The following is a 21814-nucleotide window of genomic DNA, read 5'->3' on the forward strand; positions in this document are numbered from 1 at the left end:
GAGGGTTCGGATTTTGGTGGTTGTTTGTGAGCGAGGGTTCGGGACTTCGGACGCCCGCTCGGATATGCGGGTGTTTCGACCGACGCTCGCTCACGTATGCGGGTGTTTCGACCGACGCTCGCTCAGATCATGTGAGCGAGGGTTTCGGAATGGGGGCGTCATGCTGCCGGAATAAGTGGGACGGCCATCACCGCCCTGCAATAATCGGAACCAGTTGCCTCGCTTGAGTTGCACGCGGGGCGGTATGCACCTTCGGACGAATCACATCGCAGACGAGGCGGACATGACCAACACTCCCATCCAGCAGGCCACCGACACCACGGCGATTCCACCCGCTACCAACCCCGCCATTGACGAGGACCTGCTTCACCGGCTCGCGGATGCTCACGGCGTCGGGACGTCGTTCCATGGCTGGGATGGGCTGCAGCACGACGTTTCGCCCACCACGTTGATCCAGGTGCTTGGTGCCCTTGGGGTCGCCGCCCATTCCGACGAGCAGATCGAAGCGGCCCTTGCGGACGCGGAAGTGGCGCCGTGGCGGCGGATGCTGCCGCCCGCCGTCGTCGTCCAAGAAGGAACGACGGCGGCTGTCCACGTCCACGTCCGCGACGGTTCGCCGGCCCGCCTGACGATCTCGCTCGAGGACGGAACGGAACTTGCCGCCGTTCAACAGGAGGACTGGGCGCCGCCGCGCGACGTTGATGGAGTGCCCACAGGCCGTGCAACGTTTGAGGTTCCGGCCGGTTTGCCGCTCGGCTGGCATTCGCTCACGGCCGAGTCCGACGGCGTGACGGCCACCGCCGCGCTCGCCGTGGTTCCAGCCTCGTTGCAGACGGCGGCAGGGCTTGAGGAACGACGGGGCTGGGGACTCGCCACGCAACTGTACTCGGTACGCTCGAAGCGCTCATGGGGTATCGGGGATTTCGCGGACCTTGCCGATTTGGCATCGTTAGCCGGCGCGCGAGGGGCCGACTACGTCCTGGTGAACCCACTGCATGCCGCAGATCCGGTGCCTCCCATTCAAGCATCGCCGTACTCTCCCTCCACCAGGCGATTCTTCAACCCCCTCTACATCCGGGTCGAATCCATTCCCGAATTGGCATACGTTAAGCCTCGCAAGCGCGCCACGGTGGACCGGCTGTTGGACCACGTCCACGCGCTCAACAAGGACGCCGAACGGCTGGACCGGGACCAGATCTTTGCCGCGAAGCTCGCTGCCTTGGAACTCCTTCACACGGTCAAGCTCTCTCCGGCCCGGCAACGCGCCTTTGAGGAGTTCTGCCGCGAGTCCGGCCCCGGCCTGGACGATTTCGCCCTTTGGTGCGCGATCCGTGAAGACCGGTCGCCGGACGACCCCTTCTGGCAGGACCCCGCGGCCACCCTCGGTTCGCCCAAGGTCGAGTCGATGCGCCAGGCTTTGGCCGACCGGATCGGTTTCCACCGCTGGCTTCAGTGGATCTGCGATGAGCAACTCGAGTCGGCCCAGGTCGCGGCGAAGCGATCCGGCATGCGGTTGGGAGTAGTGCACGATCTCGCCGTCGGGGCGGACTTGAGCAGCGCCGACGCCTGGACCCTGCGCAGCAGCTTCGCACCGGGCGTCAGCGTGGGCGCACCGCCGGACATGTACAACCAGCTGGGCCAGAACTGGAACCAGCCGCCGTGGCACCCGGTCCGTCTGGCAGAGGCGGGCTACGCGCCCTTGCGCGCGATGCTCTCCACCGTCCTTCGCCATGCCGGTGGAATCCGCGTGGACCACATCTTGGGGCTGTTCCGCCTGTGGTGGGTGCCCGCCGGCAACTCGGCCGGCGACGGCGCCTATGTCCGCTACGACCACGAGGCCCTCATCGGCATCCTCGCTTTGGAAGCGCATCGCGCGGGTGCCGTGGTCATCGGCGAAGACCTGGGCGTCTTTGAGCCGTGGGTGCGGGACTACCTTGCCGCCCGCGGCATCCTGGGCACCTCGATCCTCTGGTTCGAGTACGACGGCGACTCGCCGCTCCCGCCCGAACGCTACCGAACGCAGGCCCTCGCCAGCGTCAACACCCACGACCTCCCTCCGACTGCGGGGTACCTCGCCGGCGATCACGTGGAACTCCGCAGCCAACTGGGTTTGCTTGAACGGAGCGTGGCCGAGGAACGGGCCGAGCACGAGGCCAGCCTGGACAAGATGATGGGGTTGCTGCGGGAACGCGGCCTGCTGCCGGCCGACGGAAAGGTGCTTGGCGAGGAACAGGTCATTGAGGCGCTCCATCGCTTGCTGGCCCTCGCGCCATCGGTCCTGCTCGGCGTTGCGTTGGTGGACGCCGTGGGGGAGCGGCGTGTGCAGAACCAACCGGGAACGACGTCGGAGGTCTACCCCAATTGGCAAGTACCGCTGGCCGACGACCACGGCCGCGCGGTGCTGATCGATGACCTTGACGCGAACCCGCGGTTCAACTCCCTGCTGGCGGCAGTGGACGAGGCTGTGCGGGGATAGGCAACGCATCGAGACGTGAGTTCTCGCCTCTTTGGCCCTCCCCACGACGCTCGCTCACCTTTGGGCCTTTTCCCTCGAACGCTCGCTCACCTTGGTGAGCGAGCGTTCCCGATTTTGGCCGCATTTGTGAGCGAGCGTCGCTGTTTTGGCCCGTCAGGGGGCGATGACCAAAACGGTAGGGGAACCCACGTCCACCTGCTCGAGGACATCCCCCGGTATACCCGTGGCAGGGTTCAGTGCAAAGGTTGTGACTTGGTTGGAACGCTCGTGCGCCACATGGAGCCAGCCGTCGCGGACCAGGTGATGGCGGGGCCAGTCTCCCCCGCCGGGCACGTCAGCCACGGGCCGGAGCCGGGTTCCGCTGCCTTCGACAGCCAATACCGAGATCCGGTTGGAACCGCGGATGCCCGTGTAGACGAAGCGATGGTCCGGGGAAAGCGCGATTTCCGCTGCCGCGTCGCCGTCGGCGGCTCCACCGGCTGTCGCAGGGCCGCGACGGTGGAGCGCAAAGCGGCCGTCCGCGCCCGGCAGGAGCACCACCACTTCGATGGAGTACTCGGTCACCACGAAGACTGCGTCGACGGAGGGGTGCTGGACCAAGTGTCGCGGGCCGCTGCCCATCGGGAGCGCGACTTCGTGGTCCTTGAGGAGGCCGGTGTCGGGGAAGTAATTCCACACCCGTACGAGGTCGAAGCCGAGGTCGGTGGTCATGATCCGGCCGTCCTCGAGCATGAGGCTTGCATGGGCACGGCTCACCCGGGGTCCGCCCGTGGCGATGTCGAGGCCGCCTTCGACACCGGCGTGCGGGTCTTTCGCCGGCGGTGCGGCAAAGCGCGAGGTGATGCCGCCGTCGTCGTCGAGCCCGTACAGCAAAACGTTGCCGTCGCCCCAACAGGCGACCACGATGAAACGTGCGGAAGGGTCGACGGCGACGTGGCAGGCCGCAGCTCCGGCTGGCCAGGCCTCGCCGAGCGGCTCGAGGCCGAACAGCCCGGTCCGCCGGTACGCCCGGACCGTCTGCGCGGCCTCGGCCACTGCATAGACCACTGGCAGCGTGGGATGAACGGCAAGGAACGACGGCGACGGCGCTTCGACGGCGGTGCCCAGCCAACTCAGGCTGCCATCTTCGCGCGCGGCGACTGCCCCAATGCCCAATCCGTTCCCGTCGCTGTCCGCGGTGTACGCGCCCGTCCAGATGAGCGTTCCGTCGATGTTCTCTGCCATGCCGTCCTCAGTGTTGGTGAGTGAAACCTGTATCAGTGTCCCTGTACGTCAGAGTCGACACCGGCATCGGCGCCCGCGTCCAAAGTGGCGATCGCGGACAGGTCGTCATGATCCAAAGCGAAGCCGAAAACGTCCAGGTTTTCCTTCATGCGCGCGGGGTTGGCGGACTTCGGGATGGCGACGAGCCCCTCCTGGACGTGCCAGCGCAACACCACCTGACCGGGAGTCTTTCCGTGTTTCTTCCCGATGGCGGCCAGCACCGGGGCATTCAGGAGATCGCGGCCGGCCCCCAACGGACTGTACGATTCTGTGGCGATGCCATGGTTGCCGTTGAAGGCACGCTCATCGATTCGGGTGATGGATGGCGAGATTTGGATTTGGTTGACGGCCGGCACCACCGAGGTTTCCTCGAGGAGCCGCTCAAGGTGCGAGGGCTTGAAGTTGGACACGCCGATCGAACGCACCTTCCCCTCAGCCTGGAGCCGCTCGAATGTCTCCCAAGTGGATACGAATTCATTCCGTTGGGGGAGCGGCCAATGGATCAACAAGAGGTCCACATAGTCCAGCCCGAGGCGCTTGAGGGATCCTTCAAGGCCCTCGACGGCGCGATCGCGGCCCTGGTGGGTGCCGTCCAGTTTGGTGGTGATGAACAGTTCCTCCCGCGGGACCCCGCAGTCCCGCACGCCTTGCCCGACGCCGGCCTCGTTACCGTAGCGGTACGCCGTGTCGACGTGCCGGTAGCCAAGCTCGACGGCGGACACCACCGCCGTGGCGACCTGGGCGTCGTCGAGGGGCCAGGTTCCGAGGCCGATCTGCGGAATGGCATTACCGTCGTTGAGCCTGACAGTCGGAGCAAGTGCCATGGTCCTGTCCTTTCAGTTGCTAGATCGGCCTCCGTGCCCATTGGACCATTTGATCGCTGAGTTTCATGAAGTCCTGGTCCACGTGCTTGATGCCTGGATGTTCATCATGCCACCGGACGATCTCCCGTGCGCCCGCCGCGAACGGAATTTCTGCCCGATACCAGGGCACCAGCGTTTTGATCTTGGTGTTGTCGAAGACCACGGAGTGGGACCTGTCCCCGAGAAGCCCAGGGCCAAGCTCCGGGGAGTGCGCTGCAATGGTGTCCGAGGCGATGTGCACCAGTTCGGGTTCCGGCACCCCTGCCGCTGTGGCGAAGAGCCGGTATACCTGGTCCCACGGGAGTGCTTCGTCCGAGGTGATGGTGTAGCTTTCACCCACAGCCTGCGGCCGGCCGAGGAGGCCGACGAAAGCGACTGCAAAATCATCCGCGTGCGTGAGGGTCCACAGCGAGGTACCGTCGCCGTGGACTATCACGGGCAGGCCTTCCCGCATCCGATGGATGTCCGTCCAGCCGCCCAGGAGGGCGATCCGCGTGCGGTCGTAGGTGTGCGAAGGCCGGACGATGGTCACGGGGAATCCTTCGTCGCGGTAGGCGCGGACGAGAAAGTCTTCGCACGCGATCTTGTCCTGGGAGTACTTCCAGAACGGGTTCCTGAGCGGGGTCGATTCGAGGATCGGCAAGTGTGCGGGTGGCTTCTGGTAGGCCGAGGCCGAACTGATGAACACGTACTGACCGGTCCGGCCGCGGAACAGCTCCACCGCGGCGGCCACATGCTCCGGCGTGAAAGAGATGAAGTCCGCGACGACGTCGAACTCGCGGCCGTTCAGCACCTCCGCCACCTCGGCGGGGTTGCGGATATCCGCCTGCAGCAATTCCGTGCCCGGAGGGGCCGGCCTTTCCGAGCTCACTCCGCGATTGAGCACGGTGAGCCGATGACCCAGCGCGACGGCGCGCTCCGCCGCCGCCGCGCTGATGGTCCCGGTCCCGCCGATGAACAGCAGGCGCAACGGTGCCGACGTCACCACGCGTAGTCTTCCGGCGCGGTCCGGTGGCCCGGGAAGATGTCGTCGAGCCGCTTGAGGGCATCGGCGTCGAGGGTGACATCCAAAGCCCTGATGGCGGCTTCCAACTGCTCCTGCGTGCGCGGACCCACGATCGGCGCGGTTACAGCCGGCTGGTGGAGCAACCAAGCCAAGCCAACGTCGCCGGGTTCGTAGCCAAGGTCGTCGGCGAGGTCCTCGTACTGGCGGATCTGGTCTTCATGCTTCTTCAGGGTCTCCGCCGCGCGGCCCTCAAGGCGACGGACGCCGTCGCGTTCCTTCTTCAGCACCCCGCCCAAGAGCCCGCCGTGAAGCGGCGACCACGGGATGAGCCCGAGGCCGTACTGCTGGGCCGCCGGGATGACTTCCAGTTCGACGTTGCGGGTGAGCAGGTTGTAGATGGACTGCTCGCTCACGAGTCCGTTGTAGCTGCGCCGTGCGGCAGCCTCCTGGGCCTGGGCGATGTGCCAGCCAGCGAAGTTGCTGCTTCCGGAATACAGGATCTTGCCCTGCTGGACCGCTACCTCGATGGCCTGCCAGATCTCGTCCCACGGCGTGTTCCGGTCCACGTGGTGGAACTGGTAGACGTCGATGTAGTCGGTCTGCAGGCGCTTGAGGCTGGCGTCCAAGGCGCGCCGGATGTTGAGGGCGGAGAGCTTGGACTCGTTGGGGCGGTCAGTCATGGTTCCGTAGAGCTTGGTGGCGAGGACGACGCGCTCGCGGCGCTCGCCGCCCTTGGCGAACCAGCGGCCCAGGATTTCCTCGGTCCAACCCCGGTTGTCGTGGCCGCCGTAGACGTTGGCGGTGTCGAAGAAGTTGATGCCCGAGTCCAGGGCCGAGTCCATGATGGAATGCGCTGCGGATTCCTCCGTCTGCGGGCCGAAATTCATGGTTCCGAGGCACAAGCGGGAGACGCTGAGCCCTGAACGGCCCAAGTGGGTGTACTGCATGGTTTTGGGTTCCTTACGCTGGTGGTTTCTACATTTGGCTGAAGGACGCGACGGCGGGGTCCGCGCCGAGGCGCGTACCGGCGTCGAGCGCGCTGATGGCTGCCAGTTCGTCCGGGGTGAGCTGCAGCGCTGCCGCCGCGAGGTTCTGGCGGATCCGCTCGGGGTGGACGGACTTGGGGATGACGATGTTGCCGGTTCCGAGGTGCCAGGCCAGCACGATCTGTGCGGGGGTGACACCGTGCGTTTCGGCAAGTTCGGCGACCGTTGGCGACCCCAGATCCGCTCCTTGCCCCAGCGGGCTATACGCCTCGACGGCGATTCCGCGCGAGCGGCTCTTCGCCGCCAGTTCCCGCTGTTGGAAGGTCGGGTGCAGCTCGATCTGGTTGACGGCGGGAACGACGTCGGCGAACTCGAGCAGGGTGTCGAGATGATCCTGCAAGAAGTTGGAGACGCCGATTGCCCTGGCGCCGCCGTCGGCATGGATCTTTTCGAGTGCCTTCCACGCATCCACGAACAAGCCTTGAGACGGGACGGGCCAGTGGATCAGGTAGAGATCGATGACGTCCAGGCCGAGTTCGCGGCGGCTGTGGTTGAATGCCGCCGCGGCCCGGCCCTGTTCGCCGTTGCGGAGTTTGGTGGTGATGAAGAGTTCTTCCCGGGCGATGCCGGAAGCCTTGATTGCCGCGCCGACACCGGATTCGTTCCGGTAGGCCGCGGCGGTGTCGATGTGCCGGTAACCGGCCTCCAGAGCGTCCTCCACGGCCTTCTGGGTCTCGGCAGGCGGGACCTGGAAGACGCCGAAGCCGAGCTGGGGGATGGTGACCGAGTTGTTCAGGACGAGCCCGGGAACGGTGGAATTCTGAGCGTTGGACATGTCTTGCCCTTTCGTCACTGGTGGGTGGATTGCCTGACTGGCTTTTTCGAGCCTATGCACTTTCGGCACAACAATCAGTAGTTTTGACGCCCCCTGTTTTTCCTAGGACTCGGAGTCCTACCTTGGCCGTAGAAACAAGCCCTGAGGGAAGGAAGAATAGGCACATGGGTCAAAGTGCCGAGTTCGGAAAGTTCCTCAAAGCCATGCGTGCCCGGATGTCGCCGGAGGACGCCGGTTTGCCGGAAGCGTCCGGCGCGCGCCGCGTTCCAGGGCTGCGCAGGGAAGAGATTGCCCGCTTGGCCGATGTCAGCACGGACTACTACACCCGCCTCGAACAGGGCCGCCATATCCATCCTTCGCGGGCGGTCCTCGAATCGGTGTCGCGGGCTCTTCGCTTGGACTCAAGCGAGCACACCCACATGATGGACCTGCTTGAGCACTGCGCGTCGACTGCCAAGGCGCCGACTCCCGCACCACGGGTGCGGCCGGCCTTGCGCCAACTTCTGGACGCCGTGGGCGACGTTCCGGCGCTCCTGCTTGGCCGGCGCAGCGACGTGCTCGGAGCCAATCGCATGGCGGTCTTGCTGTTTGCCGACTTCCCGTCCATGCCTCCCGCCGAGCGGAACCTCACTCGCTGGCTGATCCTGGACCCGCAGGCACGCGAACTGTTCCGGGACTGGAAGACGGTTGCCGCGGAAGCCGCCGGCTCCCTGCGTGCGGATACCGGGCGGCACCCCGACGATCCACAAGCGAACCAGCTCGTGGGCGAACTCGCCGTGAACAGCGAACATTTCCGCCAATGGTGGGCAGGGCATCGAGTGGCCGCGCGCTCGGCCGGCACGGTCCGCTTGCACCACCCCACGGTGGGGGACGTGGAACTGAACTTCGAGAATCTGGCGCTGCCGGAGGACCCGGACCAGGTCCTGCGGGTCTATTCAGCGAAGGCGGGTTCGCCGTCGGATGATGCCTTGAAATTGCTGGGCAGCTTTGGTGCGGGAACGGCGTTTGGTGCCGGAACGACGTTTGCTGCCGGAACGGCGCCGGGCGCGGAGTTGTCCGAGCGTCATGCGATGGACGAGAGCTGAGGGAGTTTCAGCCAAAAGTGCTCCACGTCACTGTGCTGCTGCATAGTGAATCAGCGTGATTCTGTCTATGTGCCCATTGGGCGGCTTTTGAATCGCGTTTACGCTGAATCCAGACCTTTTCGCATATCAAGGATGGAATTCAACGATGAAACGCATCGCGCTGCTGAGGGAACGGGCAACCACCGCCGGGTCCGCGGGATCCACGGGCTCGCATTGCCCGGCATCCGGTCAGTGGAGCCCCGAAGGTGAACCCCACGTGGTGCACACGTTCTTCGAAGGCCACGTCTTCCCGGCCCATAACGGTGCGGCAACGGTCTGGCACCGCCAGTACCTGGTAGCCGAGTCCCGATGAGTCCCGAAACCTTGGGGGCGTGGGGCCCAAGCCACTTGACGACGTCGGCGCAACGGCCCGCTGGAGCGGCACTTCGCTTGCCGCCGTCGAAATGGTCGGAGCTCAGCCGCGGCGAAACCGTCTGGATCCACGAGGACAAATGGGGCTTCGACGCCGGCCTTGTGGACGAAGTTTCGTCGGACCAGGAATTCCTGTGGATCGAATTTGCCGGCCGTGGCCGGCGACTCCTCTGTGGCGGTGACCCCGTCCAAGTCTGGACCCGCGGGTGAGTCCAGCCTCGCAACTGATGGCCGCCAGCCTTTCCACAGAAAGGCTGGCGGCCATCGTCGTTTTGGGGGGTTTTGGGGCTTCTTAACGCTCCAGGCGGAATCCGAGCTTGATGGTTACTTGCCAGTCGGCAACGGCGCCCTCGCTAAGATGGCCGCGGATTTCCTTGACCTCGAACCAGTCGAGGTTCCGGAGGGTCTGGCTCGCGGCCGCAATGCCGTTCCTGATGGCGGCGTCGACGCCCTCGGACGAAGTTCCAACAATTTCGGAAACGCTATATGTGTGGTCAGCCATTCTTGCTCCTCATGATCGTCCTTGATGCCTGAACTGCGGGCCTGGCAGGCCGTGAAAGCAGACTAGCCGACGCAGGGCCGGCGGACTAGGGGTCTGGTCCCCTCCGACGCTCGCTCACATATACGGCCCTTTCGGCGGACGCTCGCTCACCTATGACGCCAAACGGCGGAACGCTCGCTCACTGATGAGGCCAGGATCATCGGCAGCAAAACTGTGGGTGAGATGGCAGTGGCAGCAGCGTGCAACGCCTCCTCATTTCCCCCGTACCCCCAGAGCGCGAAAAAGGTGGAAATTCCATGCTCAGCGGCTCCCGCGACGTCATAACTTCTGTCGCCGACCATTGCCGGGTTGGAGATATCGATGCCCAGGGAGGCAAGGCGGAGCAGTGCTTCACCGATGACTTCCGCCTTGGTCGCCCGTCTTTCAACGTCCGATGCCCCGCATATGGTGATGAAGTTGCTTTCGATTCCAAAGCGTCGTGCGAGTCGTAGTGCTTGATCTTCCACTTTGGACGTGGCAACAGCCATGGGGATACCGGCTGAGTGTAGTTGCTCCAGCAGTTCTTTGACTCCTTCGTAGAGGCTCGATTGCTCAGCGCCGTGATCCGCGTATGCCTTGCGATAGTGTTGGAGGGCTCTCTGGGCTGTCGCTTCGTCAATCCCGGAGACTGCCCTGAACGATTCGACCATCGGTGGCCCGACAAACCTGAGTAGTTCGTCCGGCCTCGGGACCGGCGCTCCCACGGATTCCAAAGCCCGGGCAGCACTTGAGGTAACACCTGGGGCAGAGTCGATAAGTGTTCCGTCCATGTCGAACAGGACGCAGGTGATGGCGCCGAACGTTGGATGGCTGTGATGCGGAAGTATCATCTTTTCTGGAGCTTTCGGTTGTGGATCGGGTTCTGCTTGGGTTGTGCACAGGGATTACTTTTTGAAGGGTGGGCATGGACCGCGTGAGTCTCGATCACATAGACCAGAGGATCCTTGCGGAGCTCACCAAAAACGCACGCATTAGTCATGCCGAACTGGCGAGCAAAGTCCTGCTTTCAAGGAATGCTGTGCGCCAGCGCGTCGACCGGATGGAACGGCAAGGATACATCCAGGGATATACGCTGGTTGCTGGCCTACCCGGGCAAGGGTCCGTCTCGGCTTTCCTTATGGTCTACCGGAAGGACCGGGTGCGTGGTTCGGATGTCATTGCTGTTTTGCGGTCCATTCCGGAAGTGGTTTTGTGCGACGTCGTCAGCGGGGACTTTGATCTTCTCGTGAGGCTTGAAGCCCGGTCCTTGGAGAGAATCCAAGAGATCTGGGAGCAGATCGCCGCACTTCCGGGCGTCACGGATACCGTGACGGCCATGACGCTTTCCAGTCTCATCCGGCGTGGCGCAGTGCCGACCGCGTGAGGAGTTGGCGATCAGACCGCTGATATGCGGGTACCCCTGACCGGAAGCGCAGCCGATTCAAGCATCGATTGAGCGGTGGCACGGTCCAGGAGGTTCTTGCCGGTAACGACGTCGAGAACCGGTGATCCGTCCCGCAGGGCTTCCTTGGCGACCGCCGCCGCGGCCGCGTAGCCGATGGCCGGAACCAGTGCCGTTGCAAGGCCCACCGAAGCTGCCGTCTGGCGGGCGAGGCGGTCGGTGTTCGCTTCGATGCCTTCCATGCAGTGTGTGCGGAGAACGCGAGCTCCTTGTTTGAGCCATGAAACGGCTTGAAGCAGGACGTGAGCGATGACAGGTTCGAAGGCATTGAGTTGGAGTTGGCCATTGTCTGCAGCCATCGTTACCGCGGTGTCCGCTCCGGCAACCGCGAAAGCGATCTGATTCATGGTCTCGGGGATGACAGGGTTCACCTTTCCGGGCATGATGGACGACCCCGCTTGACGGGGAGGCAAGGTGATCTCGCCAAAGCCATTCTGCGGTCCGCTGGACAGCAATCGGAGGTCACTGCTGATCTTGGATAGCTTGATTGCGGTCCGTTTGAGCATGCCCGACACGTGCATGAAAACTCCGACGTCGGACGTCGCCTCAACCAGATCGTTGGCAGGAAGGACGTCGACGCCGGAAACTTCGGAGAGTGCCCGCAGCACCAGTTGCTGATAACCCGGTTCGGCGGTAATGCCGGTGCCGATGGCGGTGGCCCCCAGGCTGCATTCGCGCATCAGATCGGTGGACTCCAGGAGCCGGGAGCGATCTTCCTCCAACGTGGCGGCGAAGGCATTGAACTCCTGCCCCAGGGTCATCGGGACAGCATCCTGAAGCTGGGTCCTACCCATCTTCACGACATCGGCAAATTCGGCACCCTTGTTTCTGGCGGTTTCGGCAAGCTTGTCCAATTCCTGGTTGAGTTCCGCGATGGCGAAAATGAGGGCCAGCTTGATGGCGGTTGGATAAGCGTCATTGGTGGATTGGCAACGATTGACATGGTCGATGGGGTGCAGGTGCTGGTAGTCGCCGAGGCGCTGGCCTAGTTTTTCCAGCCCGAGGTTCGCGATCACTTCATTCGCGTTCATATTCGTGCTGGTGCCGGCCCCTCCTTGGATGACGTCAACGCAGAACTGTTCGAGGTGATGCCCTTCCTGGATTTCCCGGCACGATTCGCGGATTGCTGCCGCCTGCCGGGGCGAGAGCACCCCAAGTTCGCAGTTGGCCTGCGCCGCGGCGTTCTTGATCATTGCCAGGGAGCGTACCAAGTGCGGATGCCTGGAGATCGGAATGCCGCTGATGGTGAAGTTTTCCAATGCCCGGGCAGTGTGTGCTCCCCAGTAGGCGTTGGCGGGTACGGGAATGTTCCCGAGCGAATCGGTCTCGATGCGGCTCGCCATGGCCCTATGTCCCGCGGTTCTTGATGCAGACGACTTTGGGCTGGGTCATCTCTTCGTAAGCAAAATGGACACCTTCCCTGCCGAGGCTTCCGTATTTGGAACCCCCGAACGGCATGCCGTCGAACCGATAGTCCGAGGAATCATTGATCATGACTCCGCCTGCGTCGATCCGGCGCGCGGCGTCCATGGCGTTGCTCAGGGAGTCCGTGAAAATGCCGGCGTGAAGGCTGAATTCGATGGCATTTGCTACTTCAATGGCTTCTTCGAACGTATTGAAAGCATGCAGCATGACAACAGGCCCGAACACTTCTTCCCTCCACAGCCTGCTGTCCGCCGGGACCGCTTCCAGCACAGTCGGCTCAAGCACATTGCCTACCGTCACGTTGCCTGCGAGAAGTGCAGCGCCGTCATGGATGGACTCATCGAGCTTGGCTTTGAGTTCGTCTAACGCAGCGGGGCTGATCATCGGCCCGACGTCCGTCCGCTCATCCGACGGATCTCCGGATACCAATCGGGCTGTCGCTTCCAGGAAGCGCTGGCGGAAATCGGCGTACAACGGTGTGGCTACAAGGATTCGCTGCACCCCCACGCAGTTCTGGCCAGCGGCCCAGAACGCTCCGGAGACGCAAGATTCCACGGCGTCGTCAATGTCAGCATCGCTCAGGACGATGACAGGTGCGTTTCCGCCCAGGTCCATGGAAAGCTTCTTCAGGCCGGCGGCGCGGGCAATGCTTTCCCCAGTGGAGAACCCGCCGGTAAAGGACACCATTCTCACATCCCGGGACCGGATGATGGTTTCGGCTACCTCCCGATCCCCGTGAACAACAGTCAGGACTTCAGGCGAAAGCCCAGCATCCACGAGGGCGTCCGCGAGGAGTTGGGCCGACAGGGGAGTCAGGGCGGAGGGCTTGAGGACCACTGCGTTGCCTCCGGCAATGGCCGGACCGATCTTGTGCGCCACGAGATTGAGGGGGTCGTTGAAGGGCGTGATCGCTGCAATGATGCCAAGCGGTTCGCGCGAGTACCATCCGGTCCGGTCTTCCGAGCCCTCGTATGAGTCAAAGGGAATGACCTCTCCGGCGTTCCGGCGCGCTTCGGCCGCGGACAGGCGAAGGGTATTGACGGCTCGCAATACTTCCTTTCGGGCCTGGCGGATGGTCTTGCCTGACTCGGCAACAATGGTCCGGGCGAACTCTTCGCTTCGCCGTTCGATGTCGGTGGCAGCAGTGTCGAGGATTTTCCCCCGGGTGTTGCGGGACAGTGCCCGTGCTTTTCGCGCGCCGGCCCGGGCCACTTCGAGCACGGCGTCGGCGGCACAAGCGTCGGTCAGGGGGACCGTGCCGACGATCCTGCCATCGTAGGGGCTCGTCACTTCACGGAATCGTGGCAGCACCATTTCCGTGGCGCAGAGTGTGGACTCAGACATGTGCTGCCGCCCCTGTCTTTGCTGAGTGGATGGCGATGATGTCTGAGAGCAAGGCGTAGGCGGTCTCCACGCGACCTGCTCCAGGTCCCGATACGGTAACCGGGCCAAGTAGATCGGTATCGAAGGAGACGGCGTTCGTAGCGCCCGAAACGCCGGCAAGTCCGTGGTCAAGGGGCACCGCGACCGGGGCTACACCTGCGGTGACGGTCCCGTCAGGATTCCGTCGTGCCGAACCGACGAGCTTCCAGCGGCGTCCGTTCCGGGATGCCGTTCGGACATCTTCCGCCGTGACCGTCGAGATCCCTTGCCGCCGGACGTCCTTGAGTTCGATGCCCGCGTCAAGCAGTTCGTTGGCGAGGATGAGGACCTTGAGCTGGACATCGTAGCCCTCGATGTCTGCTGCTGGGTTCGCCTCGGCGTAACCGAGTTCCTGTGCCTCGCTGACGGCAGCTTCGAAGTCCAGGCCGGCTTCCATCCGACCGAGCACGTAATTGCTGGTTCCGTTGAGAATGCCTTCGAAACCATTCAACCGGAGTCCTGAAAACATCTTCTTCGCCAAACGGATCACCGGCGTGCCACTCATGACGGCTCCTTCGTATTCGAAGTAGACGCCATTTTGCGCGGCCAGGGAATTCAGTTCGGCCCCACGGAGGGCAACCGGTCCTTTGTTCGTGGTGCAGAGGCTCTTGCCCGATTCGAGGGCCCACCGCACATGGGAGACCGCAGGTTCGCCGTCGTCGGGGTTTGTGAAGGTGGCTTCGCAGATGATGTCTGCTGTGCACGAGCGGATGACCGACTCATTGTTGGTGTCCGCGGATCCCCCGTGTTCGGCGAAGGTTTCGCTCCCGCCGCCAAGGCCCAGGGCCATGGAGAGGTCGATACCATCAGGCTGGACCAGGGATCCGAGGCGAAGGTCGGTGATTGCCACGACCCGGAGGCCAAAGCCCAGCCCGGAACGAAGTGCCTCATTGCGTGTTGCGATCAGTTCGGCCAGGGTCCTGTTGACGCCGCCAAAGCCGATCAGGGCAATGTCATAGGTGGTCATGCTGCTCCTTCAGTCAGTTACATCGGTCCTCCAATATTGACCGGATTCCATGTCAGCCAGGGCATGTGATTCCGGCCGAAGAATAGGGCGAATCGACCATCCGCATAGCGATTCGACATCAGCGCCCGCAAGTAACATGCGTGCAACATGTGCATGCCCAAATGTTTTTAATGACCAATTCGACTACGCTGTGTTATCTTCATCACCATCCCCTTGCGCACCTCCGGCAATCCGGATCACCCCTCGACCCCCGAGGTATCACGCGCATTCTTCGCACCGATTCGACCACCAACCTGACCACCGACCCCGGAGGCACCATGGAATCCTCATTACCCGTCGCGCTAGAACCACAGCTCTCATCCCCTCCGTCGTCTGAATCCGGGCTACGCCGGTCCATGGGGCCCAGGCACCTCGTCATGATCGCCATGGGCGGGGTGATCGGCTCCGGACTTTTCTTGAGTTCCGGCTACACGATCTCCCGGGCCGGACCGCTCGGCGCGGTCATCGCCTACCTGATTGGCTCCTTCGTGGTCTACCTGGTAATGGCATGCCTTGGCGAACTTGCCATCGCGTACCCAGTCTCGGGAGCCTTCCACATCTACGCATCGCGGTCGATCGGACCAGCCACGGGATTCACCACGGCGTGGCTCTACTGGCTTTGCTGGGCCGTGGCCATCGGCTCGGAATTCACAGCGGCCGGCCTCCTCATGCAGCGATGGTTTCCAAACATCGACGTGTGGGTCTGGTGTGTCATCTTTGCCGCCGTTCTTTTCGGCCTCAACGCCGTCTCTTCGCGGTTCTTCGGAGAGTCGGAGTTCTGGTTCGCGATCATCAAGGTCGGAGCCATCATCGTCCTGATCGTGCTCGGGGGTGCCGCACTATTTGGTTTCCACCCATTGAGCGAGACCGGCAACCATCCCTTCCTCCTCGAGAACTTCAACACCACCGGGGGTCTCTTCCCCAACGGATTCACTGGCGTTCTGGTCACCGCGCTTGCAGTGTTCTATGCCTTCTCCGGTTCCGAGCTCATCGGCGTAGCGGCAGGCGAAACCGCGGATCCTGCCAAGAGCATTCCGAAGGCCATGCGCAGTACCGTCGTCCGCTTGCTGATCTTCTTCGTCGGGGCCATCGCGGTCATCGCCGCCACCATCCCGTTTGATCAGGTCGGCCTGGACCAGAGCCCGTTCGTGACGGTCTTTTCCTCCATCGGCATCCCGTTTGCCGCCGACGCCATGAATTTCGTCATCATCACCGCGCTCCTTTCCGCCGGCAACAGCGGTCTCTTCTCGTGCGCCCGCATGCTGTACTCTCTCTCGGACGAAGGACATGCCCCTCGCGTGTTGCGAAAGCTGACCCGCCGCGGCATCCCTATGGTTGCGCTCTCCGTGAGCATGGTGGGTGGCCTGGCATCGCTCATCAGCAGCGTGGTTGCGCCCGAGACGGTGTACTTGGCCCTTGTGTCCGTCGCAGGGTTCGCCGTCGTCGGCGTGTGGATGTCCATCGCCGCATCGCATTTCTTCCACAGGCGGACTTTCGTCAAGAATGGCGGCAACGTCGCCGCCCTTCCCTATAAGGCCCCGCTGTTTCCCCTAGTTCCGATCCTGGCGTTCTCGCTCTGCTTTATTTCGTTGATCGGTATCGCGTTTGACCCGAACCAGGTAGCCGCCCTCTACTTCGGGGTCCCCTTCGTAGGAGCCTGCTACGCCTTGTTCTATCTCAAGTACGGACGCAAGGCGCGCACGGCCGCGCCGTCTTTGCTGGATCGCTGACCATCGTTCACCCAGCTCTCGGCCGGGGACTGCTGTCCCTGGCCGAGGGCTGTCCGACGGATCGTCAGCCATCCGAGGCTTCAGCTGGCCGGGATCATGACCCACTCCCCCAAAGATGACAACCGCCATATCGATAGCTATCCTGCCCGCACCAAAGTCGGGTATGGCCTCGCCCACACGCTGGACCGGGACTCAAAGTTGGCAGCGGTGACCGCAGGATACGGCGACGGCTACCGCCGCGCGCTGGCCCGTGGAGGCCATGTGCTCGTCCGTGGCCGGCGTGTCGCCATCGTCGACCTTGTTTCGATGAATTCCATGGTTGTTGACGCAACCGACATCGCTGACGCCTCTCCGGGCGACGAAGTTGTGCTGTTCGGAAAGCAAGGAGCCGAAGAAATCACCGTTGAGGAGATGGAGACGGCGAACTCGGCAATCCTCGCCGATCTCTACACCGTGTGGGCAAGAGGAAGCCGCGTTCCGGTCAACGGGGACGTGTGAGAATAGGGCCTGATGAAGCTCGGAAGGAGCATTGACAATGGATTCTTCCTCGGAAGCGTCGTCCATGGCACAAGGACTTCGTATTGTGCGCTTGGTCGCGGACCGGGAGAAGTGGGGCCGGCGGCTCCTCGGCGTCTCCCAGCTCGCCTCCGAGCTGGACATGGAGCAAAGCCGGGTATCCCGGCTGACCCAGGAATTGTGTGATCTGGGACTTCTCGAAAGGGTCGAACGCGGTCCGTTCCGGACAGGCCCGCAATTTTTCGGCCTCGCGGCGTCGCTTAATACTGGCTGGGTTCGCCAATCAAGAACCGAGTTGGAGGCGCTGGTGGCCACGCTTGGCCTCCGATCCAGGGTTTCTGTCCGCGAGGGCTTCCGGGTAATTCTCCTGCGCGCATCTAGCAATGACGCGCTCCCTGGCAGCTTCGTCAAACCTGGAATGGTGACGCCGACATGGTGCACGGGATCAGGCCGGGCACTCTTGTGGGATCACGAGCAGGCCGCGATTCAGGATCTCCTCAAGGACGCCAACTTCATCGGTGTCGGCGGTCCGGGCGCGGCCCACTCGACCGAGGAGGTCTGCGAGCTGATGGACAGGGACCGGAACCGGGGCTTCATAGTGGCGGCCGAAGAATTCGAACATGGCGTCTACGAATTGGCCGTTCCTGTCCGTGACCCGGAAGGAGCGATTCTTGCTTCACTTAGTGTTCTGGGCAACCGGCCCCAGATCGAGCCCAGGGCCGGGAAAATCGCGAAGGTTCTCACGGAAGCCGCCGCGCGGCTCGGATCATGCGGTCGCAGTACTCGGGACAATACGGGAGGAAGGGGCCTTGCGAGCTAGGCCAGCGCCTGCGGCAGTCCCTGACCCATCGTCGATTCGAGCCACTTTCCCCACGACACGAGAGCCGAGGCGCAGAGTTCCCGCCGCGCTGCCAGCCGTGTCTTAGGACCCACGACCTGCAGGGCAGCCACCACTTCGCGTTTGAAATCCCGTACGGGAACGGCTAGGGAATACAAGCCTGGTTCTGCTTCCTCATCCACGATGGAATACCCCCGCCCCCTAGCCTCATGCAGCCGCGTCAGGAAGTCCTCGACATTGACCGGAGTATTGGGGCCGTGGCGAACAAATGCAGAGGACGCGAAAACGGTTCGGACCTCGGCGTCGGACGCCTCCCACAACAATGCCTGGCCGGCGTCGCTGCAGTAGGCCGGGTAAGGCCGGCCCAACCACGAACCGACCATGTTGCTGCTCGCCGGAATACGCTCACCGACCGTCACCGTGCTGTCACCGCTCAGCACTCCGAGAAAGCATCCTTCGTTCGTTTCGCCGGCAAGGCCCTCCAGGGCAGTGATCCCGTCCGTCTGCAGCCGTTGTTCGGTCAAAAGCTGGGCGTCGGTAAAGAGTGACCAGTTCAGGTTGTAGGACCGCCGCTCGGCGCGTTCCAGGAACCCTTCTTGTTCCGCGACTCGCAGGCTCCGCGAGACCTGGCTGCGATCCTTGCCTAAATCGGCTGCAATATCGGCGACCGTGCCGCCGGCGAGGCCTTCGGCGTTACGGGAGCCGACTGCAAGGACAGCCATGATTCCCCGTCCCATGCTGGATGTCTTAGGCATGGATCTGATTCTAGCCACCGGACGGGCGTGACTCAGTGGATAGCAAACACCCGGGCGGGAAAGCCGCTGCCCTCAAGGGGTTTTGGCCACGTCGCAACCAGGGCGGCACCCTTTTCCGGAAGACCATCCAGGTTCGCCAATAGCTCGATCTGCCAACGGTTCTGTCCCAGCACGTATGTCTCCAGGCTAAAGTCCTTGCGGGAAGTGGCCAGCCCCGGGTCCGTGTCTGTCTGTTCATGACCTACAGCCGCAATCGACCGTCGTTCAATCAGGAAGGTGAGGGCCTCCTGCGACCAGCCCGGACTGTGACTGATGCCTTCGTCGTCCCTGTTCGCCATGGCGTCGGCATCGGGCCAACGTCGGCTCCAGCCGGTCCGCAGTGCCACAAAGCTACCCGTCGGGACAGTGCCGTTTCGGGTTTCCCATGCGTGGATGTCCGCCACCGTGGGGGTGGCATCGGGATCAGCCTTGACCCGTTCTGAAATGTCCAGGATGACCAGCGGAAGGATCATGTCCCCTACCGGGATCTGATCCAAAGACCGGCCGCCGCGGATGAAATGTGAGGGGGGATCAACGTGCGTTCCCCATTGCCCGATGATCGAATAGCGGTGCGCGGTGAATCCGTCGCCATTCTCCAGATCGAACACGGCTTCCCTGATCTCGTCGGGGAAAGCGGGGAAGTGCGGTTGGCCTGGGTGGAATGCATGCGTCAAGTCGGCGAACGTCCTGCCCGCTATGAGGGGCTGGAGCCCGTCCCAAAAATCCGTCGTGGCGTTGTCGGTCATGATGCGACCCCGCTCTCGCGGGCCTCTGCCAGTGCGGTGGATGAGACGCTCACGACGCCGGATAGCTCTATGACAGGGACTTCCCAAGGGTGGATCTCCACAAGGTGACGCATGAACCGATCCACCCGCTCGTCGTCCAGGGCGGCGTCGAAGTACGTCGTGAAGACAAAGGTCGGCGAAATGGTCCGCTGGCCCACTTGCCCCAAGGTGGGGTTGGCGCCTTCAGCCACGGTGAATCCTTCGAATCCCACGCCGGACTCGAAAACGTGCCTGTAGTTTCCAAAGTCCCCCAACTCCGGGGAGTCCGCCAAGGCCTGAAGCAGTGCCGTAATGCCGTGGTCATTCCGGAACGCACCGGCCTCGCCCTCAGCGAGCCCAGCGAAAGTCTCGGACGCGATAGGCCAATGTACGCGCAGCTTGCGCACTGATTTCATTTCTATCTTCAAGGGGTCCTCTTCCCTGCGCTTGGCGCCGATTGCTTGACTGCCATGGTGGCATAACTGGCCTGATCATTACAAGCATTTTCAAATGCTCATAATGACCAATATAGTGAGAGGGTGGTCACGCTGGACCATCTCGTCCCCACATAGGCACGAATGAAGACCAACTGCTTGGAGCCCCGAACGATGCCCAGTAAGATCACGCTGTCCCGCATGCTCGACGCCGGCTCGAAGCTGACGCTGGACGGCGCACTCGCCACTGAGCTCGAGGCGCGGGGCTGCAATCTGGAGGACCCGCTTTGGTCGGCCAAGGTGCTTCTGGAACAACCGCAGCTGATCAAGCAAGTGCACCGCGACTATTTCGATGCAGGAGCCACGGTAGCCATCACTGCGAGCTACCAGGCCACGCCGCGAGGCTTCAGGCAGCGCGGCATCGGCGAAGCGGAAGCCTTGGGGCTGGTGGCATTGAGCGTACGCCTGGCCGACGACGCGAGGCGCGAATACTTGGCTGAAAACCCGGAAGCGGGACCCCTGCTGATTGCCGGATCAGTAGGCCCTTATGGCGCCTACCTCGCTGACGGTTCGGAATACCGCGGGGACTACACCCTCAGCCGGATCGAGTTCATGGAATTCCACAGGCCCCGGATCGCGGCGCTGGTGGAGGCGGGAGTGGACCTGCTGGCATGTGAGACGTTGCCTTCGGTTTCGGAGACGAAGGCACTGTTGGCACTCGTAGAAGAGTTCAACGTCGAGGCATGGTTCTCCTTCACGCTACGGGACGGGGAGCACATCAGCGACGGCACAACGCTGGCCAACGTCGCAAGGCTCTGTGCAACGCAGCCGCGCGTCGTCGCGATCGGCGTAAATTGCGTGCCTCTGGAACTGGTCTCTCCGTCGCTTCGAGCCCTCCGCAAAGTCACCTCAATCCCGTTGATCGCGTATCCGAATTCCGGCGAAAGCTATGACGCTCTAACCAAGACCTGGACGCCCGGCCCGGCCGTGGGCGGTGCTGATGGCAAGCAACCTGCAAGCATTGCGGAAGGAGCCGGCATCTGGCAAGAACTTGGCGCTCGGCTTATTGGAGGGTGCTGCAGGACGACACCGCAGGATATTGCTGGGATCGGTCGATATATGTGAGCGAGGGTCCGCCCGCGACCGTTGATATGTGAGCGAGGGTCCGCCCGCGACCGTTGATATGTGAGCGAGGGTCCGCCCGCGACCGTTGATATGTGAGCGGGCGTCCTGGAAGTCGGGGGGCGGGGGAGCCGGGCCTGCCTAGGCCTCCAGGACGTATGTCCTGAGATCGTCGAGGGTCTGCTGCATGTGCGCGTCCATGGCCTCGCGGGCCCGGGGGGCGTCGCCGGCTTCGAGGGCTTTGAGGATGGCCCGGTGATGTCCGATGGCGTGCCGCTGGATATCGGGGATTTGCGAGGTCTGGGTGCGCCGGGTTTCCAAGACGCGGTGCAGGGGTTCGAAGAGCACAGCGACGAAGACGTTGCCGGAGGCGTGGAGGATGACATCGTGGAAGCCCAGGTCCGCCTCGACGAACGCGCTCACATCGTTGGAATCGTGGGCCTTCTGCATGGCGGACACGTGAACCTGCAGCTGGTCGATTTCTTCGGGGGAGACCCGTGAGGCGGCCAGTTCGCAGGCGCCGGTCTCGAGCATGCGGCGCAGCTCGATGAGCTGGACGGCCGCTGCGGCGTCGTTCTTTCCTTCCGAAGCCGCACGCAGCACAGCTTCGAGGGAAGCCCAGCGGTTCAGTGGGTTGACGAAAGTCCCCCGGCCGCGCTCCACGCTCAGGATTCTCTGGGCCTCGAGGGTCTTCATGGCCTCGCGGACCGTCATGCGGCTGACTTCATGCTTGGCGCTCAGTTCGAGTTCGCCGGGAACCACTGTGCCCGGCGGAAATTCGCCCGCGACGATGCGGTCCAGCAGCTCGTCAGCGACGACGCCGACCAGCGACTTGCGTGCCATGGTGCTCCGTTCC

The 21814-nt window shown here is 63.2% G+C and carries 23 protein-coding genes; 9 read left to right on the forward strand and 14 right to left on the reverse strand.

The features are described 5' to 3' along the window. The first annotated feature begins 283 nt into the window (after positions 1-283). The gene (gene malQ / locus AC3WJM_RS11200) at positions 284-2476 is read left to right on the forward strand and encodes a 4-alpha-glucanotransferase (RefSeq protein WP_492271900.1); all 2193 of its coding nucleotides are present in this window, start codon (positions 284-286) and stop codon (positions 2474-2476) included. Positions 2477-2629: 153 nt separating this feature from the next. Here malQ and AC3WJM_RS11205 read toward each other — a convergent pair whose 3' ends face one another. From AC3WJM_RS11205 to AC3WJM_RS11225, 5 genes are read right to left on the reverse strand one after another with little or no spacing between them, the layout of a single operon-like run. Next, entirely contained in the window at positions 2630-3700 is a 1071-nt protein-coding gene (locus AC3WJM_RS11205) for a lactonase family protein (protein WP_492271901.1), read from the reverse strand. Between the two features lie 32 nt (positions 3701-3732). Next, positions 3733-4563 (reverse strand): aldo/keto reductase, encoded by an 831-nt coding sequence (locus AC3WJM_RS11210; RefSeq protein WP_059388362.1) that lies wholly within the window; start codon positions 4561-4563, stop codon positions 3733-3735. Positions 4564-4582: 19 nt separating this feature from the next. Further along, entirely contained in the window at positions 4583-5587 is a 1005-nt protein-coding gene (locus AC3WJM_RS11215; RefSeq protein WP_492271902.1) for an SDR family oxidoreductase, read from the reverse strand. Then, positions 5584-6555 (reverse strand): aldo/keto reductase, encoded by a 972-nt coding sequence (locus AC3WJM_RS11220; protein ID WP_441438117.1) that lies wholly within the window; start codon positions 6553-6555, stop codon positions 5584-5586. The genes AC3WJM_RS11215 and AC3WJM_RS11220 overlap by 4 nt, the downstream gene beginning before the upstream one ends. A 28-nt stretch (positions 6556-6583) precedes the next feature. Further along, complete coding sequence (locus tag AC3WJM_RS11225; protein WP_492271903.1) at positions 6584-7429, reverse strand: aldo/keto reductase; 846 nt, start codon at positions 7427-7429, stop codon at positions 6584-6586. Positions 7430-7593: 164 nt separating this feature from the next. On the opposite strand from AC3WJM_RS11225, the gene AC3WJM_RS11230 reads away from it, so the two are divergent. The 3 genes from AC3WJM_RS11230 (at position 7594) to AC3WJM_RS11240 (ending at position 9135) form a co-directional block, all read left to right on the forward strand. Then, positions 7594-8514 carry a helix-turn-helix transcriptional regulator gene (locus AC3WJM_RS11230; protein ID WP_284990830.1) on the forward strand — a complete coding sequence of 307 codons (921 nt, stop codon included), beginning with the start codon at positions 7594-7596 and terminating at the stop codon, positions 8512-8514. Positions 8515-8659: 145 nt separating this feature from the next. After that, positions 8660-8866, forward strand: coding sequence for a hypothetical protein (locus AC3WJM_RS11235; RefSeq protein WP_332602613.1), 207 nt, complete (start codon positions 8660-8662; stop codon positions 8864-8866). Next, a complete protein-coding gene (locus AC3WJM_RS11240; protein WP_492271904.1) occupies positions 8863-9135 on the forward strand; it encodes a hypothetical protein in 273 nt (90 codons plus the stop codon). The genes AC3WJM_RS11235 and AC3WJM_RS11240 overlap by 4 nt, the downstream gene beginning before the upstream one ends. An 82-nt stretch (positions 9136-9217) precedes the next feature. On the opposite strand, the gene AC3WJM_RS11245 is transcribed toward AC3WJM_RS11240, so the two are convergent. Next, the gene (locus tag AC3WJM_RS11245) at positions 9218-9427 is read right to left on the reverse strand and encodes a dodecin (RefSeq protein ID WP_059388369.1); all 210 of its coding nucleotides are present in this window, start codon (positions 9425-9427) and stop codon (positions 9218-9220) included. Between the two features lie 146 nt (positions 9428-9573). Continuing rightward, the gene (locus AC3WJM_RS11250; RefSeq protein ID WP_492271905.1) at positions 9574-10296 is read right to left on the reverse strand and encodes an HAD hydrolase-like protein; all 723 of its coding nucleotides are present in this window, start codon (positions 10294-10296) and stop codon (positions 9574-9576) included. A 74-nt stretch (positions 10297-10370) separates the two neighbouring features. Between AC3WJM_RS11250 and AC3WJM_RS11255 the strand changes: the two genes are divergently transcribed. Further along, complete coding sequence (locus AC3WJM_RS11255) at positions 10371-10829, forward strand: Lrp/AsnC family transcriptional regulator (protein ID WP_059388371.1); 459 nt, start codon at positions 10371-10373, stop codon at positions 10827-10829. Positions 10830-10840: 11 nt separating this feature from the next. Here the strand turns inward: AC3WJM_RS11255 and AC3WJM_RS11260 are convergent, their stop codons facing one another. The 3 genes from AC3WJM_RS11260 to AC3WJM_RS11270 are packed head-to-tail and all read right to left on the reverse strand — an operon-like array spanning position 10841 to position 14721. Continuing rightward, positions 10841-12250, reverse strand: a complete 1410-nt coding sequence (locus AC3WJM_RS11260; protein ID WP_492271906.1) for an aspartate ammonia-lyase — start codon at positions 12248-12250, stop codon at positions 10841-10843. Between the two features lie 4 nt (positions 12251-12254). Next, the gene (locus AC3WJM_RS11265) at positions 12255-13676 is read right to left on the reverse strand and encodes an aldehyde dehydrogenase family protein (protein WP_492271907.1); all 1422 of its coding nucleotides are present in this window, start codon (positions 13674-13676) and stop codon (positions 12255-12257) included. After that, complete coding sequence (locus tag AC3WJM_RS11270; RefSeq protein ID WP_492271908.1) at positions 13669-14721, reverse strand: homoserine dehydrogenase; 1053 nt, start codon at positions 14719-14721, stop codon at positions 13669-13671. Before AC3WJM_RS11270 ends, AC3WJM_RS11265 begins: the two co-directional genes overlap by 8 nt. A gap of 317 nt (positions 14722-15038) precedes the next feature. Between AC3WJM_RS11270 and AC3WJM_RS11275 the strand changes: the two genes are divergently transcribed. From AC3WJM_RS11275 to AC3WJM_RS11285, 3 genes are all read left to right on the forward strand, one after another. Beyond that, positions 15039-16490, forward strand: coding sequence for an amino acid permease (locus AC3WJM_RS11275; protein ID WP_492271909.1), 1452 nt, complete (start codon positions 15039-15041; stop codon positions 16488-16490). A 96-nt stretch (positions 16491-16586) separates the two neighbouring features. Continuing rightward, entirely contained in the window at positions 16587-16988 is a 402-nt protein-coding gene (locus tag AC3WJM_RS11280) for an alanine racemase C-terminal domain-containing protein (RefSeq protein WP_284990820.1), read from the forward strand. Positions 16989-17025: 37 nt separating this feature from the next. Beyond that, a complete protein-coding gene (locus tag AC3WJM_RS11285; protein WP_059388377.1) occupies positions 17026-17826 on the forward strand; it encodes an IclR family transcriptional regulator in 801 nt (266 codons plus the stop codon). On the opposite strand, the gene AC3WJM_RS11290 is transcribed toward AC3WJM_RS11285, so the two are convergent. From AC3WJM_RS11290 to AC3WJM_RS11300, 3 genes are read right to left on the reverse strand one after another with little or no spacing between them, the layout of a single operon-like run. Next, positions 17823-18599 (reverse strand): IclR family transcriptional regulator, encoded by a 777-nt coding sequence (locus tag AC3WJM_RS11290; protein WP_059388378.1) that lies wholly within the window; start codon positions 18597-18599, stop codon positions 17823-17825. The genes AC3WJM_RS11285 and AC3WJM_RS11290 overlap by 4 nt on opposite strands. Positions 18600-18631: 32 nt before the next feature. After that, positions 18632-19384: a cyclase family protein gene (locus AC3WJM_RS11295; protein ID WP_332602606.1), complete on the reverse strand. Its 753-nt coding sequence runs from the start codon at positions 19382-19384 to the stop codon at positions 18632-18634. Continuing rightward, complete coding sequence (locus tag AC3WJM_RS11300; protein WP_306972647.1) at positions 19381-19818, reverse strand: YqfO family protein; 438 nt, start codon at positions 19816-19818, stop codon at positions 19381-19383. The genes AC3WJM_RS11295 and AC3WJM_RS11300 overlap by 4 nt, the downstream gene beginning before the upstream one ends. Positions 19819-20010: 192 nt before the next feature. Between AC3WJM_RS11300 and mmuM the strand changes: the two genes are divergently transcribed. Next, positions 20011-20961, forward strand: a complete 951-nt coding sequence (gene mmuM / locus AC3WJM_RS11305) for a homocysteine S-methyltransferase (RefSeq protein WP_441438113.1) — start codon at positions 20011-20013, stop codon at positions 20959-20961. Between the two features lie 138 nt (positions 20962-21099). Here mmuM and AC3WJM_RS11310 read toward each other — a convergent pair whose 3' ends face one another. Continuing rightward, positions 21100-21801, reverse strand: a complete 702-nt coding sequence (locus tag AC3WJM_RS11310) for a FadR/GntR family transcriptional regulator (protein WP_059388380.1) — start codon at positions 21799-21801, stop codon at positions 21100-21102. Between the last annotated feature and the right edge of the window lie 13 nt (positions 21802-21814).

The organism is Arthrobacter sp. FW306-1B-G06A (genome assembly GCF_058781765.1).

Coding starts and splice junctions, on each gene's coding strand:
- malQ (WP_492271900.1), top strand. CDS start 284: ATGACCAACACTCCCATCCAGCAGGCCACCGACACCACGGCGATTCCA.
- AC3WJM_RS11205 (WP_492271901.1), bottom strand. CDS start 3,700: ATGGCAGAGAACATCGACGGAACGCTCATCTGGACGGGCGCGTACACC.
- AC3WJM_RS11210 (WP_059388362.1), bottom strand. CDS start 4,563: ATGGCACTTGCTCCGACTGTCAGGCTCAACGACGGTAATGCCATTCCG.
- AC3WJM_RS11220 (WP_441438117.1), bottom strand. CDS start 6,555: ATGCAGTACACCCACTTGGGCCGTTCAGGGCTCAGCGTCTCCCGCTTG.
- AC3WJM_RS11225 (WP_492271903.1), bottom strand. CDS start 7,429: ATGTCCAACGCTCAGAATTCCACCGTTCCCGGGCTCGTCCTGAACAAC.
- AC3WJM_RS11230 (WP_284990830.1), top strand. CDS start 7,594: ATGGGTCAAAGTGCCGAGTTCGGAAAGTTCCTCAAAGCCATGCGTGCC.
- AC3WJM_RS11235 (WP_332602613.1), top strand. CDS start 8,660: ATGAAACGCATCGCGCTGCTGAGGGAACGGGCAACCACCGCCGGGTCC.
- AC3WJM_RS11240 (WP_492271904.1), top strand. CDS start 8,863: ATGAGTCCCGAAACCTTGGGGGCGTGGGGCCCAAGCCACTTGACGACG.
- AC3WJM_RS11245 (WP_059388369.1), bottom strand. CDS start 9,427: ATGGCTGACCACACATATAGCGTTTCCGAAATTGTTGGAACTTCGTCC.
- AC3WJM_RS11250 (WP_492271905.1), bottom strand. CDS start 10,296: ATGATACTTCCGCATCACAGCCATCCAACGTTCGGCGCCATCACCTGC.
- AC3WJM_RS11255 (WP_059388371.1), top strand. CDS start 10,371: ATGGACCGCGTGAGTCTCGATCACATAGACCAGAGGATCCTTGCGGAG.
- AC3WJM_RS11260 (WP_492271906.1), bottom strand. CDS start 12,250: ATGGCGAGCCGCATCGAGACCGATTCGCTCGGGAACATTCCCGTACCC.
- AC3WJM_RS11265 (WP_492271907.1), bottom strand. CDS start 13,676: ATGTCTGAGTCCACACTCTGCGCCACGGAAATGGTGCTGCCACGATTC.
- AC3WJM_RS11270 (WP_492271908.1), bottom strand. CDS start 14,721: ATGACCACCTATGACATTGCCCTGATCGGCTTTGGCGGCGTCAACAGG.
- AC3WJM_RS11275 (WP_492271909.1), top strand. CDS start 15,039: ATGGAATCCTCATTACCCGTCGCGCTAGAACCACAGCTCTCATCCCCT.
- AC3WJM_RS11280 (WP_284990820.1), top strand. CDS start 16,587: ATGACCCACTCCCCCAAAGATGACAACCGCCATATCGATAGCTATCCT.
- AC3WJM_RS11285 (WP_059388377.1), top strand. CDS start 17,026: ATGGATTCTTCCTCGGAAGCGTCGTCCATGGCACAAGGACTTCGTATT.
- AC3WJM_RS11290 (WP_059388378.1), bottom strand. CDS start 18,599: ATGCCTAAGACATCCAGCATGGGACGGGGAATCATGGCTGTCCTTGCA.
- AC3WJM_RS11295 (WP_332602606.1), bottom strand. CDS start 19,384: ATGACCGACAACGCCACGACGGATTTTTGGGACGGGCTCCAGCCCCTC.
- AC3WJM_RS11300 (WP_306972647.1), bottom strand. CDS start 19,818: ATGAAATCAGTGCGCAAGCTGCGCGTACATTGGCCTATCGCGTCCGAG.
- mmuM (WP_441438113.1), top strand. CDS start 20,011: ATGCCCAGTAAGATCACGCTGTCCCGCATGCTCGACGCCGGCTCGAAG.
- AC3WJM_RS11310 (WP_059388380.1), bottom strand. CDS start 21,801: ATGGCACGCAAGTCGCTGGTCGGCGTCGTCGCTGACGAGCTGCTGGAC.